Source organism: Phyllobacterium sp. CCNWLW183 (assembly GCF_037203775.1).
GTDB classification, from domain to species: Bacteria; Pseudomonadota; Alphaproteobacteria; order Rhizobiales; family Rhizobiaceae; genus Phyllobacterium; species Phyllobacterium ifriqiyense.
Window position 1 is genome coordinate 164521 of record NZ_JBBCBN010000008.1, and the last position, 14613, is coordinate 179133.

At 54.8% G+C, this 14613-nt stretch carries 16 protein-coding genes; 10 read left to right on the plus strand and 6 right to left on the minus strand.

The window, feature by feature from the left end:
• Positions 1-37 precede the first annotated feature (37 nt).
• The 6 genes from V9K95_RS18480 to fae all read left to right on the plus strand — a co-directional run bounded on the left by V9K95_RS18480 (position 38) and on the right by fae (position 5429).
• Positions 38-934 carry an NAD(P)-dependent methylenetetrahydromethanopterin dehydrogenase gene (locus V9K95_RS18480; RefSeq protein ID WP_336441658.1) on the plus strand — a complete coding sequence of 299 codons (897 nt, stop codon included), beginning with the start codon at positions 38-40 and terminating at the stop codon, positions 932-934.
• The gene (locus V9K95_RS18485; RefSeq protein ID WP_336441657.1) at positions 900-2033 is read left to right on the plus strand and encodes an ATP-grasp domain-containing protein; all 1134 of its coding nucleotides are present in this window, start codon (positions 900-902) and stop codon (positions 2031-2033) included. The genes V9K95_RS18480 and V9K95_RS18485 overlap by 35 nt, the downstream gene beginning before the upstream one ends.
• Positions 2030-2983: a methenyltetrahydromethanopterin cyclohydrolase gene (gene mch, locus V9K95_RS18490; protein ID WP_336441656.1), complete on the plus strand. Its 954-nt coding sequence runs from the start codon at positions 2030-2032 to the stop codon at positions 2981-2983. The genes V9K95_RS18485 and mch overlap by 4 nt, the downstream gene beginning before the upstream one ends.
• Before the next feature lie 11 nt (positions 2984-2994).
• A complete protein-coding gene (locus V9K95_RS18495) occupies positions 2995-3909 on the plus strand; it encodes an ATP-grasp domain-containing protein (protein WP_336441655.1) in 915 nt (304 codons plus the stop codon).
• Positions 3906-4769 (plus strand): triphosphoribosyl-dephospho-CoA synthase, encoded by an 864-nt coding sequence (locus V9K95_RS18500; protein WP_336441654.1) that lies wholly within the window; start codon positions 3906-3908, stop codon positions 4767-4769. Before V9K95_RS18495 ends, V9K95_RS18500 begins: the two co-directional genes overlap by 4 nt.
• A gap of 153 nt (positions 4770-4922) precedes the next feature.
• Complete coding sequence (gene fae, locus V9K95_RS18505; RefSeq protein WP_115054086.1) at positions 4923-5429, plus strand: formaldehyde-activating enzyme; 507 nt, start codon at positions 4923-4925, stop codon at positions 5427-5429.
• 137 nt (positions 5430-5566) lie between these two features.
• Here the strand turns inward: fae and V9K95_RS18510 are convergent, their stop codons facing one another.
• Positions 5567-6265 (minus strand): HisA/HisF-related TIM barrel protein, encoded by a 699-nt coding sequence (locus V9K95_RS18510; protein WP_336441653.1) that lies wholly within the window; start codon positions 6263-6265, stop codon positions 5567-5569.
• 27 nt (positions 6266-6292) lie between these two features.
• Between V9K95_RS18510 and V9K95_RS18515 the strand changes: the two genes are divergently transcribed.
• The gene (locus tag V9K95_RS18515; protein WP_336441652.1) at positions 6293-7357 is read left to right on the plus strand and encodes a hydantoinase/oxoprolinase family protein; all 1065 of its coding nucleotides are present in this window, start codon (positions 6293-6295) and stop codon (positions 7355-7357) included.
• Between the two features lie 13 nt (positions 7358-7370).
• Here the strand turns inward: V9K95_RS18515 and V9K95_RS18520 are convergent, their stop codons facing one another.
• From V9K95_RS18520 to V9K95_RS18540, 5 genes are read right to left on the minus strand one after another with little or no spacing between them, the layout of a single operon-like run.
• Positions 7371-7934: a DUF447 domain-containing protein gene (locus V9K95_RS18520; RefSeq protein ID WP_336441651.1), complete on the minus strand. Its 564-nt coding sequence runs from the start codon at positions 7932-7934 to the stop codon at positions 7371-7373.
• Complete coding sequence (locus tag V9K95_RS18525; protein ID WP_336441650.1) at positions 7931-9331, minus strand: DUF6513 domain-containing protein; 1401 nt, start codon at positions 9329-9331, stop codon at positions 7931-7933. Before V9K95_RS18525 ends, V9K95_RS18520 begins: the two co-directional genes overlap by 4 nt.
• Complete coding sequence (locus tag V9K95_RS18530) at positions 9324-9875, minus strand: flavoprotein (protein WP_336441649.1); 552 nt, start codon at positions 9873-9875, stop codon at positions 9324-9326. Before V9K95_RS18530 ends, V9K95_RS18525 begins: the two co-directional genes overlap by 8 nt.
• The gene (locus tag V9K95_RS18535; RefSeq protein ID WP_336441648.1) at positions 9872-10507 is read right to left on the minus strand and encodes an amino acid kinase family protein; all 636 of its coding nucleotides are present in this window, start codon (positions 10505-10507) and stop codon (positions 9872-9874) included. Before V9K95_RS18535 ends, V9K95_RS18530 begins: the two co-directional genes overlap by 4 nt.
• The gene (locus V9K95_RS18540) at positions 10504-11676 is read right to left on the minus strand and encodes a (5-formylfuran-3-yl)methyl phosphate synthase (RefSeq protein WP_336441647.1); all 1173 of its coding nucleotides are present in this window, start codon (positions 11674-11676) and stop codon (positions 10504-10506) included. Before V9K95_RS18540 ends, V9K95_RS18535 begins: the two co-directional genes overlap by 4 nt.
• Before the next feature lie 159 nt (positions 11677-11835).
• Here V9K95_RS18540 and V9K95_RS18545 point away from each other — a divergent pair, with 159 nt between their 5' ends.
• The 3 genes from V9K95_RS18545 to V9K95_RS18555 are packed head-to-tail and all read left to right on the plus strand — an operon-like array spanning position 11836 to position 14597.
• A complete protein-coding gene (locus tag V9K95_RS18545; RefSeq protein ID WP_442958588.1) occupies positions 11836-13065 on the plus strand; it encodes an ABC transporter substrate-binding protein in 1230 nt (409 codons plus the stop codon).
• 29 nt (positions 13066-13094) lie between these two features.
• Positions 13095-14072: a YVTN family beta-propeller repeat protein gene (locus V9K95_RS18550; protein WP_442958583.1), complete on the plus strand. Its 978-nt coding sequence runs from the start codon at positions 13095-13097 to the stop codon at positions 14070-14072.
• A 27-nt stretch (positions 14073-14099) separates the two neighbouring features.
• Positions 14100-14597: a hypothetical protein gene (locus V9K95_RS18555; protein WP_115053901.1), complete on the plus strand. Its 498-nt coding sequence runs from the start codon at positions 14100-14102 to the stop codon at positions 14595-14597.
• Positions 14598-14613: the final 16 nt, after the last annotated feature.

The following is a 14613-nucleotide window of genomic DNA, read 5'->3' on the forward strand; positions in this document are numbered from 1 at the left end:
TGAACCATGGGCACCACCATTGTTAAGGAACGGAAAATTGAGCCGCAAAACCATCCTCCACATGCTGACACCTCTCCGGCAAATGAGCCCATTTGACGTCAATATGGCGCTCGACGCAGGTTATGACTCAGTGATGGCCTATACCGATGTTACTCTTGCTGATGTCGGAAATCTTGTTCAGGACGCTATCTTCTCCCGTCCTCCCGATGCCGGCGTCGCGACAGGCATATTTTTAGCCGGCAAAGATGCGCCGGTGGCGCTCGACATGCTCAACGCGGCAAGAAAAGCAATGGTTCCGCCCTTTGCCATCTCGGTGTTTGCCGATCCAGCTGGGTCCTTTACCACCGCAGCAGCTATGGTTGCCAAGGTTGAAAAAGCGCTGGCGAAATATCATGACCGCAAATTGAAAGACACAAGAATTGCGATCTTTGGTGCAACTGGCGTTGTCGGATACTGTACAGCCGTTATCGCGGCGGAACACGGTGCAAAGGTCACGATCGTTGGGCACGATGGAATGGAACGCGTGAAGACGCTCGCCGCCTCCATGAAAGCCAGGTTCAATGTCACAGTGGATCCAGTCGACGGTTCGACGGAGCCCCATAAGAAATCAATCCTGCAGGAGGCGCAAGTCGTCTTGGCGGCGGCAAAGGCTGGTGTGCAAGTCCTATCAATGACGCAGTTGAAGGCAGCAACTGCGCTTCTTGTGGCGGCAGATGTAAATGCTGTCCCTCCGGCAGGCATTGAAGGCCTGAAGGTCAACGCAAATGGCGAGCCACTCAATGCGACCAATGCCGTCGGCATTGGTGCACTCTCGATCGGCAACATCAAATACAAGACTCAAGCTGGTTTGTTCGAACAGATGATCAGGGCGAAGAAACCTGTCATCTATGATTTCCGGGATGCGTTCACCCTTGCTCGCGATCTTGCCAAATAGCGCGGTTCTGATTGCCGCTGTTTCGGGACGTGCTCTGGCTGCAGCAGCGCGGCGAGCGGGGCTGCGGCCTTTGGTGGCCGATCTCTTCAACGACAGCGATACTCTGGCTCTTGCCGAGCGGGCGATCAAGCTTTCTGGAAGCTTGCAGGATGGAATCGGGGAAGTGGCGCTTCTTGAAGCGTTGAAAGAACTGGCGGGCGACGAAATGCCGGTTGCACTCATCTACGGTTCCGGATTCGAGGCTAACCCGGGCGTGATCGAAGCGATATCGCGCAGATTTGCCGTTGCCGGAAACAGTGCGCAGACCATCCGAGCGGTAAAAGATCCGGTCAATCTGCAACGGTTATGCCGCCAAATCGGCATTCCGCATCCGGCAATTGCTTTTGAAGCTCCCAACGATCTGAAAAATTGGCTGGTAAAGCGCTCAGGCGCCGCAGGCGGCTCTCATGTCAGGCAGGCGTGCGACAGCTCCATCGGTCGGCAGCATTACTATCAGCGATTTATATCCGGCAGAAACCTTTCGGCATTGTTTCTGGCTGATCGCAAAAGAGCCAACATGATCGGGTTCAGCCGCCAATGGGTCTCTCCAACCAGTCAAACTCCCTTTCGGTATGGTGGGGCGGTCCGGCTCGGCCGTTACGACAGAAAAAAAGCGGCTCTGATTGAAACCTGGCTCAATGCCCTGGTTGAGATAACCGGTCTCGTTGGATTGTGCAGCGCCGACTTCATCGATGATCGGGATTTGCATCTCATTGAAATCAATCCGCGCCCGGGAGCAACGCTTGATATTTTCGACTGTGAAGAGACGCCGCTCCTTTTGGAGCATATGCGCGCGACGATTGGATCGGATATTCAGATTCCGTCCTATGCAGGTTCCAGTGCATCGGGGATCGCCTATGCCGACAAGGCGTTAGGATCGTTTCCCGATGTCAACTGGCCAGTTTTCACGGCCGATCATCAGATATCGGGGACCGCACTGCAGGCGGGCGATCCCATTTGTACAGTCTTTGCCACGGCTCCCTCCGCTTCTGCAGCGATGAAAGCCGTGAAGGACCGCATCAAACAGATTGCGGTTAACTGGAGGGAGGAATATCGATGAAAAATGGCCATGCCTATTTGAATCACAGCGCGCAACAGCTGACCATCAGGATGATTGAGGACGCTTCTAGGCTGGGTATTTTACATAGCCGCGGCAGTCTCGGCGAGCAGCTGATAGATGCGGGGGCAAACTGCCAAGGTGGCATTGAGGCCGGGTTGCGTATTATCGAAATCTGTTTGGGCGGGCTCGGCACGGTATCAACGGTGATGAACAATGACCCGTGGCCGTACGCTCTTACAGTGCGCTCGTCACAACCCGTCCTTGCATGCCTTGCGAGCCAGTATGCGGGGTGGAATCTCTCGCATGAAGAATATTTCGCCATGGGTTCTGGTCCGGCGCGTGCACTGGCGCGTGTCGAGCCACTATTCCGGGAAATCGATTATCGCGAACCCGATGCAAAAGCTTCGGTTGTCATCCTGGAGACGGCAAAACCCCCACCCCCTGCTGTTGTCGACAAGGTTTCCAAGGCAACGGGCATTGCCCCCGATGGGCTGACGTTCATCTATGCTCCAACGCAAAGCCTTACGGGGGCCGTGCAGATCGTTGGCCGTGTGCTCGAAGTTGCCATGCACAAAGCGCATGATCTGGGGTTTGCCTTGAATGATATTGTCGACGGTATTGGTACAGCCCCCATTCCTGCCCCGCATCCGGATTTCCTGACGGCCATGGGTAGGACGAATGATGCGATCATCTATGGCGGAACCGTGCAATTGTTCGTGAAAGGTGATGCGAACGCTGCCCGTCAACTGGCCGAACAGCTGCCCAGCCATACCTCGCACGATCACGGCGAGCCATTCGCCGATACATTCAAGAAGTTCAAAGGAGACTTTTATGCCATAGACCCGCGTCTTTTCAGTCCTGCCCGGGTCATTGTCACGGCGATTGAAACGGGCGATACCTTCCGTAACGGCAGCATCCACCAAAAAATGCTCGAGCGGTCACTGGGTTAGGGCAGAAGATCATGGCAGAAACGATACTCATTCTTTCCGACCGGATCGACCGGCAAGTCAGGGAACTCCGGACGGCACTGCGTAAGCGTGGCATAACCGTTTTGACCTATCCGCTTTCGGATATCGGCTTTGACAGCCGCTACCCCTCCGGCATTGCGATCCCTGGCATGAATGGCGTTCTGCCGGATGCTTCTATTGTGCGTTCGATTTCTTCAGGAACATTTGAAGCAATCACCCGCAGGCTTGGCGTTTTGCATGCGCTCGCTCATCTCGGCGTGCCCGTGTGGAATTCGGCAAAAGCCGTCGAGCGATGCGTCGACAAATCCACGACCACATTCTTTCTCACACAGGCTGGCTTGCCAACTCCCGAAACCTTTGCCGTGGAAAGCCTCGCCAATGCCAGGGCCGTGGCAGTGCGCGAGCTGACCAAGGGACCACTGGTGCTCAAACCGCTTTTCGGCTCGCAGGGGCGCGGAATCCGGCTTATTCAAAACATTGACGATCTGCCCGATCCGGAAGAAATTGACGATGTCTATTATCTGCAGCGTTTCGTGGCACGATCGGGTGCACCTTACTGCGATTACCGGGTTTTCACTTGTGCCGGCAAGGTGCTCGGCATGATGGAACGCCGCGCCGAAGGCTGGATAACCAATATCGCCAAGGGTGGGAAAGGACAGACTGTCGTCGGGCCATTGCGGGCGGAGTTGGAAAAGCTGGCTCTTGCCGCCTCTGCCGCCATCGGGACCGACTTTGCCGGAGTTGACATTATTCCGGCATCGGATGGCAGGCTTCTCATTCTCGAGGTGAACAGCATGCCCGCCTGGACCGGATTGCAGTCTGTCGTTCCTATACGGATCGCGGAAAGCATTGCGGATGCCCTTGTCTCCATGATTGCGCCAGGTTTATCCGAAAGACCTGCGGCGTGACTTTGACGAGGCAACAGGTCAGGCGAGCCTACATCTATGCGTGCTATCAGGAAATCGAGGCTCTGAAGCCAGGCAATGTGCATCGTTTTGCCGATGGCCACCGTATGACTGCCCAGCAATTCCTGGCCAGTGCACAAGTGTCTGCAGCCCCGATATCCAATCGCGCCCTTTCCGTTGGAAAGCGGATTCTGGATGCCGTCAAGGCGACGTCGCTCAAGGTCGGTACGAACACCAATCTTGGAATTCTTCTCCTTTGTGCGCCTTTGGCGAAAACTGCTGAAATGTCGGCAGGCGACCTTGAAACCGGGATAAAGGCGACCCTGCAAAGCCTGGGTACAGAGGACGCCCGCAATATATTTGCCGCCATTGTGCATGCGCGCCCGGGCGGGCTTGGTTCAGCGCCCGAGCACGATGTCAACGATGCGCCCGACGTATCACTGCTGGAAGCAATGGGAGCTGCTGCGGACCGCGACATGATCGCTCGGCAATATGTGACCGATTTTTCCGACATTCTTGATGGAGGGCTTCGGGCACATATGGCTGCAATGGACTGTGGTGAGCAGCACATGTGGCCGACCGTTTTTGTCTACCTTCATTTCCTTTCAAACTTTGTGGACAGTCACATCGTTCGCAAGCACAGTGTCGCAATCGCTGAACAGACGAGAAATGAAGCGCGGCAAATCCTGGATAAAGTACGGGGCATTCGAGATGGCAGGGAGCGTGAAAAACTGCTCCTTTCCTTTGATGCCAGGCTAAAGGCTGCAAACGTCAATCCTGGAACATCGGCAGACCTGACCGTGGCATGCCTTTTTGCATTCAAACTCAACTGGCTCTTGCATAATGGCCATGTTAATGCTTGAATTTAAGCAGCGGATTTCATCCGCTGCTATCTGGCCAACCGACCCCATCCAAGGGTGCTGTGAACAAGGATAGCTGTCCATCGAGAGTCGTGTCTCGAGTGTACGGCGTCTGTGGACATACCTTTTGGAAACGGTTTAGGGAGGAATTTGGCCGTGGCAAAAATCAATAAAGTTATGGTTGGCGAATCGCTGATTGGCGATGGGAATGAAGTTGCGCATATCGATCTGTTGATCGGGCCGCGTGGCAGCGCAGTTGAAACAGCATTCTGCAATGCTCTGACCAACAACAAGGACGGGTTTACGTCTCTTCTTGCGGTCATAGCGCCCAATATGGCCTGCAAACCGAACACGATCCTGTTCAACAAGGTGACCATTAAAGGAGCAAAGCAGGCTGTCCAGATGTTCGGTCCCGCACAGCATGCTGTGGCGAAGGCTGTTCAGGACAGTGTTGCCGATGGCACAATCCCGGCTGACGAAGCCGATGATGTCTTTATCTGCGTTGGCGTCTTCATTCACTGGGAAGCAGAGGATGATGCCAAAATCCAGGACTTTAACTATCGCGCGACCAAGGAAGCCATCGAAAGGGCGGTGACCGGCAAGCCTACAGCGGCGGAAGCAACTGCAGCCCGCGATTCAGTCAAGCATCCATTCAGCGCTTAGACACGAGACAACCCCGCACAGAGTTCGCCCTCTGTCGAAACCGATGGCCTGTTGCGCCGGTTGGCAAAACGTCTGGGTTTTTGAACTGAAGATTGGGGGGAAATGGCAATTTCTTCCCAATCCTTGTCTGACTATAATCACTGGAGGAGACTGGCAATCGCCTGCCGGTTCAATGTTCCATCGTGCAGTGATGTCGCTACGAGCGCGCCGGAAATGCCGATCTCCTCCAGGCGCTCGAGATCGTGGATATTTCGGATACCACCTGCAGCCATGACAATGCGCCCGTCGGCTCGTTGTTTGATTGCTTTTAGCCGGTCGAAATCCGGCCCGATACCGGCTCCAATGCGCCGAAGGGTCATAACGATAATGCGCTCGGGCCAGTCTAAATTGCTTTCAAGAATAGATGAAGGTCCGATAAACTCATCACCGCGAAAATCCAGCGACAGAACCAATTGTGCGTGGTTGCGCAAAGCTCGAAGCACGGATGCATCTTGCTGAGATTCAGACCCAAGAACGGGGCAGATACCCCTCTTGGCCAAAATTGTCTCAAACTGATGCAACTGCGAAAAACCGGCATCGAGCCATATTTTGTAGCTGTCGAGGAGAGGCTCAATCCTGGCCAAGACGGTCTCTGTTGAGTCACGGTGCAAAATTGCGTCGAGGTCGGCAATATAAAATGCTTCGAATGGATGGACTGTCCGCAAGCCGTTGGCGACATCCGGCAGCCGGGCCGTTTGACTCAAGGGTGTCTCAATCGGGCGATAGCATTCGCGCTCACCCATGCGAGCACGAACAACAAACCCATCTTTAATGTCGAGTACTGGAATGATATGCACGTTAAGAATCCAAGGAACAGTCTGTCCATGAAATCCCGATTTGCCAACGAAAGAAAGCCCCTGATCAATGGTTGGGATATTGGCGGTGCGCATCTCAAGATGGCGCGGTGCGAAAACGGCATGATCGTTTCGGCTGAAATTTTCAAAACACCTCTGTGGCTGGGATTGGATCAAACGCGCAATGCCCTGCGTGCAATCCAACCTGTACCGCAAAAAGATGTGTTCAACATCTTTACTATGACTGGTGAACTTTCCGATACGTTCGCTTCGCGGGATGCGGGCATCGCAGCCTTGCTTGATTTTATCGAAGAAGAGTTTGGTAGCAACAACACACTGATTTACGCTGGCCGCGCGAACTTCTGCTCAATCAGCGCCGCGCGCAAACTGGGCGGCGACATTGCTTCAGCCAACTGGCACGCCACATCCTCGCTCACCGCAAAGTTGGCCGGTAATGGCCTGTTTGTTGATATGGGCTCAACGACAACGGATATTCTGGCATTTAAAAATTCTGAACTGGCCAATATTGGCTATACGGATGCCGAGAGACTGCTCAGCGGCGAGCTGGTCTACACTGGATTTTCCCGTTCGGCACTCATCGGCATAGCAGCGCTGGTTCCCGTGCGCGGTGCCATGACACCCCTGATGAATGAATATTTCGCCAACACCGCCGACATTGGCCGCATTCTGGGCACTCTTGAAGAGACGGATGACAAATATCCGTCTGCCGATCGTCGACCGAAAACCCTGGCGGACTCCATGGAGCGCATAGCCAGAATGGTTGGACGGGATCGAAGCGATCTCGATGATCAAGAATGGATGGAGATTGCACGTTGGTTCAGCGAGCACCAGCTACGCATGATCCACGACGGTGCTTTTCGTGTTGCACAAATACTTGGACCTGATGGCTCCGCCCCCGTGGTGGGTGCAGGGATCGGCCGTCCGCAGGTCGCTGCATTGGCCAACCGATTAAACCGGCCCTATCTTGATTTTGGCACATTGATACCGGCGAGCGACAATGTCCGTGAAGCAGCCGCCAAGGCGGCGCCGGCCGCGGCAGTCGCCGTTCTCGGCTCAATTCATCTGCAATCGTGACCCTACCTTGCCATTAACTTGCCGGTTGCTGATCCGTGACTTTTTGCATGAGCCATGACCATGCCTCAAGCTCGTCCGGACCCGCGGTTTTTTCGATAGCGATTTTCAGATAGTCTATCTCTGCGGCAACCTTTTCGGGCGGTAGCATTTGCAGGCGGCTGACCAGAATGGCAAGCTCCAGAACCGCCGCCTTGGCACGGTTCAGCCCCGTATAGGGAGCATGTATCGCCTCTGATATAACCTTGCAGATATGCCGGGGCCGCAATTCATCATTTTCAACGGAAACCACTTCGAGGACAGAGTGGCTTAGGGCTGACTTAAGTCTGGGAACGGGACAATCATCTATCGGGACCGTCGGCCAATCCTTGCGGCCGGTAAGACAACCGGCGAAAATTCTCATGTCATCGGTGTAGTTGGCTATGGCAAAAGGCACGGCCGCCAGGTTTTCCAGGGTTTTTGAGGGTCGGAACGGTGCTATTATCCAGCCTTGACCATGCTGGATAATGCCCAGCGGCGCAATGTGGATAATGCCGTCGCCACTCATGGTTGTGACGATTGTTTCCCTGATATAGGTCAAGTCGTCTTGTCCTTTTTTCCACGAAGCGTATGTCCCGCTTCCGCCAGCCTGAGGCGATCTTTTGGTTTGACCGGTGTGCCGACACCCCATTCAAGTGGTTCGTCCTGACTATAGCGCTTGCCAAGTTTCCATGCGATCTCGGCCTTTGTTAATTCCGCTCCCAGATAAAACGCATGCGCGCCATCTGCCTCAACGCCCAGAGCGGGGAAAAACTCGAATGCATCCTGTTCCACGCTGTGCCCCTTGGAATTGAACACATGCACACCATCAGGCGCCGTCATGATCCGGAAATTGGCATCGCGCACATCAGCAGCCAGGGTGGCAATATCCTGTACACTGCTGGGATAGGGTTTGCGGTCATGCACCTGCAGCAGCCCGGCATCATAACCGCGAGGCAGGGAATGATCCTGTTTGGCCGCGAACATGATACGGCGGGCGCGATCATGCTCCTCGACGGTACGGACGGTATGCGGGCTGACATTGACCACCAGTACATTGCCGATCGAAAGCTCCGAACAGATTCCTGCAAGCAGAGCGGTGACACCGGATGAATCGGCATCGGTAAGTTCGGTAAGATTGCCTGTACCCATCATCATGGGAATGGTGGGCCAGCGGCGGCGCGCCTCCAAAAACCGCCCGATCGACTGGCTGAAACCGAAGTGAATTGGGTCGAGCACGGGATCAGCAATGAAGCTGATCTTTGCGGCTTGCGCAGCCGTGATTGCCCTGCCAAGAGAGTCAAGATCGCCAGCATCGGCGGGAACGAGAACCGGCGTAACGGGATATCTGGTTGCCAGTTGCAGGGTATGTTCGTTCAAGCTGAGAAGAAAATCAGCCCCGGCCGCCGCGCCCGTCTCCAATTCTTCAACATTGGCTGAATCAACACTGACGGACAGGCCTTTTTTCTTCAGGCTGCGCACGGCACCGGCAAGATGCGGAAAGGGTGTTTCAGGCAGGCAGCCCAGATCAATCACATCGGCACCGGCATCGGCCAACTGCATTGCCCGCCGCATAAGTTCATCCAGGGAAAGCGATGATGCATCGACTATTTCAGCAAATATCCGCATGTCGTGGCCGGATAAATCCACCGGTTTTCCTGCCCGCCCGAGAAAGGCCGGCAGATCGGCGACTTCATCGGGACCGCGCATGAACGCGATGCCGTAGTGCTGGCTCAAACTGTCAAGCTTGCCGCGATAGCGGCCCGGAAGAATAATGCGGTCGGCTTTGATCGGCATTTTCAGGCGCCGCACGATGATATCTTCGGTCATCAGGGCGGCAACCTTGACCCCTATATCTACGATCTCATAAGTGAAGGCAGACGTATCGATGCCCGCAAGAATGCGCTCCAGTCTTGCATGAGCCAGATGCCCGGTAACGAAAATCAGGTGTTCACTCATCACCACCAAGCTCGCTTTGACGGCGTTCGATCACCTCCACCAGCTCGGCCAGGGATTCCACAACCAGCGTCCGTTCGTAGTGCTTGAGTTTTCCCGTATTCTCAAGATCGATGGGTCTGGGATAGACCTTTACCATGCCGCCGGGGGCCATCGTTTCAAGTTCAGGCGCAGTATCACAGGCGAAAACGATACTGGGTATCCGGCATTTTCCCGCTTGCGCGTATACGTTGGTCGGCAGCGAATCCGATATCCCGGCCACGCACTTTGCCACAGTGTTCGAGGTTGCCGGGGCAATGACCGCCGTATGATACACACCCGAATAAAAGCCGCCGACGGGTACGGAACTTGCAGTCTTGTCGTGGAGAACGCGCGTCGTGGCGGGAAAGTCCAGTTCAAGTTTATACATGCGCAACACTTCATTGGCCGCCTTTGAGACAAAGACATCGCAATGTCTGAGGGTGCGGATCAGTTCGAAACTCTCGATGAAGAAATGTCCTGAGCCTGTCAGCGCCCAAGCCCAGCGCGGTGTATGCAGTCGGGTCATCGCAGGCTCATCGCTTCAATTTGTCTGTCCTGCAGGATTAAACTGCCCGGTATCTTCGTCAACGGCAAATCGAGCCAATTCATGATTTGCGGGCCCACAATATGAACGCGGATATCGCCGGTGAGCATGGCCGTCAACATGCCATCGACAATACCGGCCCCCGCAAGCTCCTCGAGCGTTGAAAAATGCTGATACTCATCCGTCTGCTTAATGAGAAGCATATCGTCAGCGCTCAAGAGGCCAGCCAGCCAGGCAGATAGACTATCCGAGGTGATATCCCACGAACAGGGAATATCGGCAGCGCCGATCGTCATCGTCGAGGGAAGCCACACCGGCGTGTGCCCCATATAGAGGAATGCCTCGATTTCGTGAACTGTGCGCGCCATACGCAGGCTGGGATGACGTTCCGCAATGGCAATACCAAATTGGTCCATGGCAAGGATCGCCATGGCATGGGCCGCCTGATCGGAGTAATCGAGCCGGCGCTGCGATATCCGCACCTGGTCGGCAAATGGTCCGCCACCCGGCACGATAACGACCGGAAATGCCGCATTTACGATGGCATCGATCCAATGCTGCATCTGCGTTTCGCCGGCCGTGCTCCCCCCAAGTTTCACGATGGCAGGTTTCATGGCGATTTGTGCCCGATCTGGACAGGAGCGCCCCTCGGCTTGACCAACGAGGCTTTTATTTCATTTTTGCGCTCGATTTCCACGCCGACGCCCCCGGCGCCCAGTTCAAGTTTTTCCGCACGCACCGTGACCTGGGTAACCCGCGGATTTTCAAGAATGAAGGAAGCGATCTGCTCTGCAAGCGTTTCCACCAATTCCACATGTCCACGGCCCACAATAGCGCGAATCCCGTCCATGATCAGGTCGTAGGATACAACATGACGCATATCTTCGGGGTTGCGGGTTACACGCAAAACATCAGCCGTGACATCAAAACTGACATTTTGGGATTTCCCGTGCTCGAAGCTGTATGCCCCGATCTGCACAGGCAGGACAAAGGCACGAACGAATATCTTGTCGGTGCCAAGTCCAGCCTGTGCGGGATCGGGATAATATCCCCGGGCAGCCAGCAGCTTGTAGTCGACCCTGGCCAGCGGCCCGTTCTCCTGCACGGCGGGAATGAGGCCGCGTATTTTTATTGCGGCACGAAGATCGATGGCCGCAGTGCGGTCACGCCCCGAACACAGCGCGCCGCGAAAACCGAGATAGTCCGGACTATAAGCCAGAAGCCTGGGAACGTCCGGAGCTTCGAGCGATCCCGCCACTCCGACCATCAATCCGCGCGCCTGGCCTTCCGTGATAAAATTGCCGATCTGGTCGGGCGCCATATGAGCGAGCAAACGTCCCTTGGACTTGTCTGCGGTATCAATCATTACACCGTGGAAGCCATTTGCCTTTAGCCGGTCAAACAGGTCACTGCCATATTTGTCCTTGTAGTCGGCAAACAATACGCCGATCAATTTATTGTGTGTAGCAAGAGATCTCAGTGCCTCCATGCAACGACTCAAATTCGTAGACGGAAAAAAGCCGATCTTGATATAGTCGGCACCCGTGGCAGCAAAACGCTCGGCCGTCGCCCTGATGATTTCAGGGTCCATCGGAAGGTCGCCGCAGGCGGCGCTCACTGCGCACCTCCCATCAACAAAATCAATAACTTCCAATACTTTGGCGGGATCAACGGCACCAAGCGCCCCATTTGCCGGATTCTTCAGGTCGATGATATCCGCCCCGCTCTGGAAGACAAGTTCGGCTTCCTCGCGGTTCTGAACGCTGGCCAACATTCTTGCCATCACAGCACACCCCGGGCACGACGAAATCCGTCTGTTTTGAAAGAAAAGCTGACATCAAGGGTTGAGATTATAGCGGGGTTGTTTACAACCATTTTTGGGCACCTCTGTTCTTGATCAACCGCCATCACATGAATGGCGGCATGTATGAATGGTATGGTTATGAAGAGTACGGTGCCAATCACTCTCACGTTTTTATTCGGCTTTTTTTTGCAGTTCGTCAACGTCTGTGAGCCATACGCTCAAAGTTCCTTGACAAACAAGGCAGCAAAGCCCGTCATGGAAACCCGGATTGGCTATCTGCGCGCTTATGAGCCGCAACTGGCGCTTTCGGTCCTGAATGTTCCACCCCATGACGAAGGGGTTGCCGGTGCGAATGTCGCTGTCAACGACAACAACACGACGGGGAAATTTCTTGGCCAAAGCTTTGTGCTGGACGTCTTGGAAACAAAGTTCGATGCCGATGTGGTCCCCGCATTCAGGCAGATGGTGAGCCGGGGTGACCGTTTCATCCTGACCGACATTTCCGCAAAGCAACTATTGTCCGTTGCGGACATTGCAAAAGAAGCGGGTGTCGTCCTGTTCAATGTTGGCGCAACGGACGATATCCTGCGCGAGGAGGAATGCCGCGCCGATATTTTTCACACAGCGCCCACACGGACAATGTTGGCCGATGGACTGGCGCAATATCTGGTGTGGAAACAATGGCGCAAATGGGTTCTGCTTTATGGCTCCCATGAACGGGACGGGCTTTATGCGCAAGCAGTACGACGGGCAGCCACACGATTTGGCGCAACCATCGTTGAAGAGCGCATATACGAAGATAAGGGGACTGCCCGCAGAACCGACAGTGGTATCGTGCAGGTGCAAAAGCAGATGCCGGTCTTCACCCAGAACCTACCGGAGCATGATGTTGTCATCGTCGCAGACGAAAGCGAAGTTTTCGGCAGCTATGTTCCCTATCGCACATGGACACCCCGACCCGTCGCCGGAACGGCCGGTCTGATCGCGTCCAGCTGGCATCCGGCCAGCGAACAATGGGGCGGAACCCAGATCCAGAACCGCTTCAACAAAACGATCGGCCGCCGGATGCTTTCCAAAGACATGCAGGCCTGGACCGCTGTACGCATTCTTGGCGAGGCAACAACGCGCGTCAAATCCAACGACCCAAAACAGGTTGAGGATTACCTTAAATCGCAGGATTTTTCGATTGCAGCCTTCAAGGGACAAAAGCTCAGCTTCCGCGACTGGAACTGGCAGCTGAGGCAGCCAATCCTGATTGGCGACGCTGACGGAGTTGTCTCGACATCGCCCCAGGAAGGGTTTCTGCATCAGTTTTCGGAACTCGACACGCTGGGAGTGGATCGGCCAGAGACAAAGTGCCGGCTTTAATCACAACGCAATTTCAAGGGGAGGACAAAATGCACCGACACATGTGCCTGCTTGCTGCGGCCGCAGCAGCAATGCCGTTTCTTATACAGCCCGCCTGGGCAAACATGGTCTACGTGTCTAACGAAAAGGACAATACGGTCACCGTCGTTGACTCCAAAACCATGGAGGTGGTCAAGACGATCAATGTCGGACAAAGGCCGCGCGGCATTACAATATCTCACGACGGAAAACTCATTTACGTGTGTGCCAGCGACGACGATACAGTCGAGATCATAGATGCTGCCACCAACGAGATTGTTGGTTCTTTGCCGTCAGGGCCGGATCCTGAACTTTTCGTCCTGTCACCAGATGGCAAGACGCTTTACGTTGCCAATGAGGATGACAATCTGGTGACCGCGATCGACATTGAAGGAAAAACCGTTATCGCCGAGATCCCGGTGGGGGTAGAACCTGAAGGAATGGGGGTCAGTCCCGACGGAAAAACCATTGTCAACACCTCTGAAACCACCAACATGGCTCATTTCATCGATACCTCGACGCATGAAATCACCGATAATGTCCTGGTGGATTCCCGCCCGCGCTTTGCCGAATTCAAACCGGACGGATCTGAGGTCTGGGTCTCGGCGGAAATCGGCGGCACCGTCTCGGTGATCGATAACAACACGCGTGAAGTCAAACACAAGATCACCTTTGAAGTGCAGGGCCTGCGCTCCGAGCAAATCCAGCCCGTAGGCATACGCATCGCCGCGGATGGCAAAAAAGCCTATGTGGCACTGGGCCCTGCCAATCGTGTTGCCGTGATCAACACGCAAACCTACGAGGTGGAAAAATATATACTGGTGGGCCAGCGTGTATGGCAGCTCGCCTTCCTGCCTGATGGCAAAACGATCATCAGCACAAATGGCCTATCGAATGACATTACCTTCATCGACACTGCGACCGACGAACCGATCAAATCCGTCACGGTCGGACAATTGCCGTGGGGCGTTGCCGTATCGCCGAACTGACATGAGCTTTCAAGGGAGGATAGACAAATGACCAACTACAAGACACTGGCATTGGCGGCACTTTTTGGTGTTCTGATCGCTCAATCGCCGGCATTCGCACAGGCCGATGACGATGATGACGATGACGCACAGGCTGCCCCGAAGACGGAGACGCAGGCCAAGGCGCCGGCCGTGACCCGCGCCAGCAAAAACGTGCCGGAGCTCATCCTTGGCTCAAAAGATGATGAGTTTACCGTAAACCAGAAGGATTTCGAGCTGGTGGCAGGACAGGGATACCGTTGGAAGATCACGTCCGCGGCAGGGTTGGAATATAAGTTTGCAACCGATCTGTTTAGGAATGTCTGGATGAACCAGATCGTCATCAATGATCTTGAAGTCCATATGAACGGCGCCCCGGCCTGGCTGGAATTTGATGCGCCCGGCACCATCAATGTCCAGTTTACCGCTGTGCGTCCGGGCAAGTATACATGGTCGGTGCCCGACCTTGCTGACAAAGGCATGAAGGGTACAATAACTATCAAATAGCAGCCGTGACAGGCAA

Coding starts and splice junctions, on each gene's coding strand:
- V9K95_RS18535 (WP_336441648.1), bottom strand. CDS start 10,507: ATGAAACCTGCCATCGTGAAACTTGGGGGGAGCACGGCCGGCGAAACG.
- V9K95_RS18495 (WP_336441655.1), top strand. CDS start 2,995: ATGGCAGAAACGATACTCATTCTTTCCGACCGGATCGACCGGCAAGTC.
- V9K95_RS18550 (WP_442958583.1), top strand. CDS start 13,095: ATGCACCGACACATGTGCCTGCTTGCTGCGGCCGCAGCAGCAATGCCG.
- V9K95_RS18545 (WP_442958588.1), top strand. CDS start 11,836: ATGAAGAGTACGGTGCCAATCACTCTCACGTTTTTATTCGGCTTTTTT.
- V9K95_RS18555 (WP_115053901.1), top strand. CDS start 14,100: ATGACCAACTACAAGACACTGGCATTGGCGGCACTTTTTGGTGTTCTG.
- V9K95_RS18485 (WP_336441657.1), top strand. CDS start 900: ATGCGTTCACCCTTGCTCGCGATCTTGCCAAATAGCGCGGTTCTGATT.
- V9K95_RS18530 (WP_336441649.1), bottom strand. CDS start 9,875: ATGACCCGACTGCATACACCGCGCTGGGCTTGGGCGCTGACAGGCTCA.
- V9K95_RS18540 (WP_336441647.1), bottom strand. CDS start 11,676: ATGGCAAGAATGTTGGCCAGCGTTCAGAACCGCGAGGAAGCCGAACTT.
- mch (WP_336441656.1), top strand. CDS start 2,030: ATGAAAAATGGCCATGCCTATTTGAATCACAGCGCGCAACAGCTGACC.
- V9K95_RS18515 (WP_336441652.1), top strand. CDS start 6,293: ATGAAATCCCGATTTGCCAACGAAAGAAAGCCCCTGATCAATGGTTGG.
- V9K95_RS18525 (WP_336441650.1), bottom strand. CDS start 9,331: ATGAGTGAACACCTGATTTTCGTTACCGGGCATCTGGCTCATGCAAGA.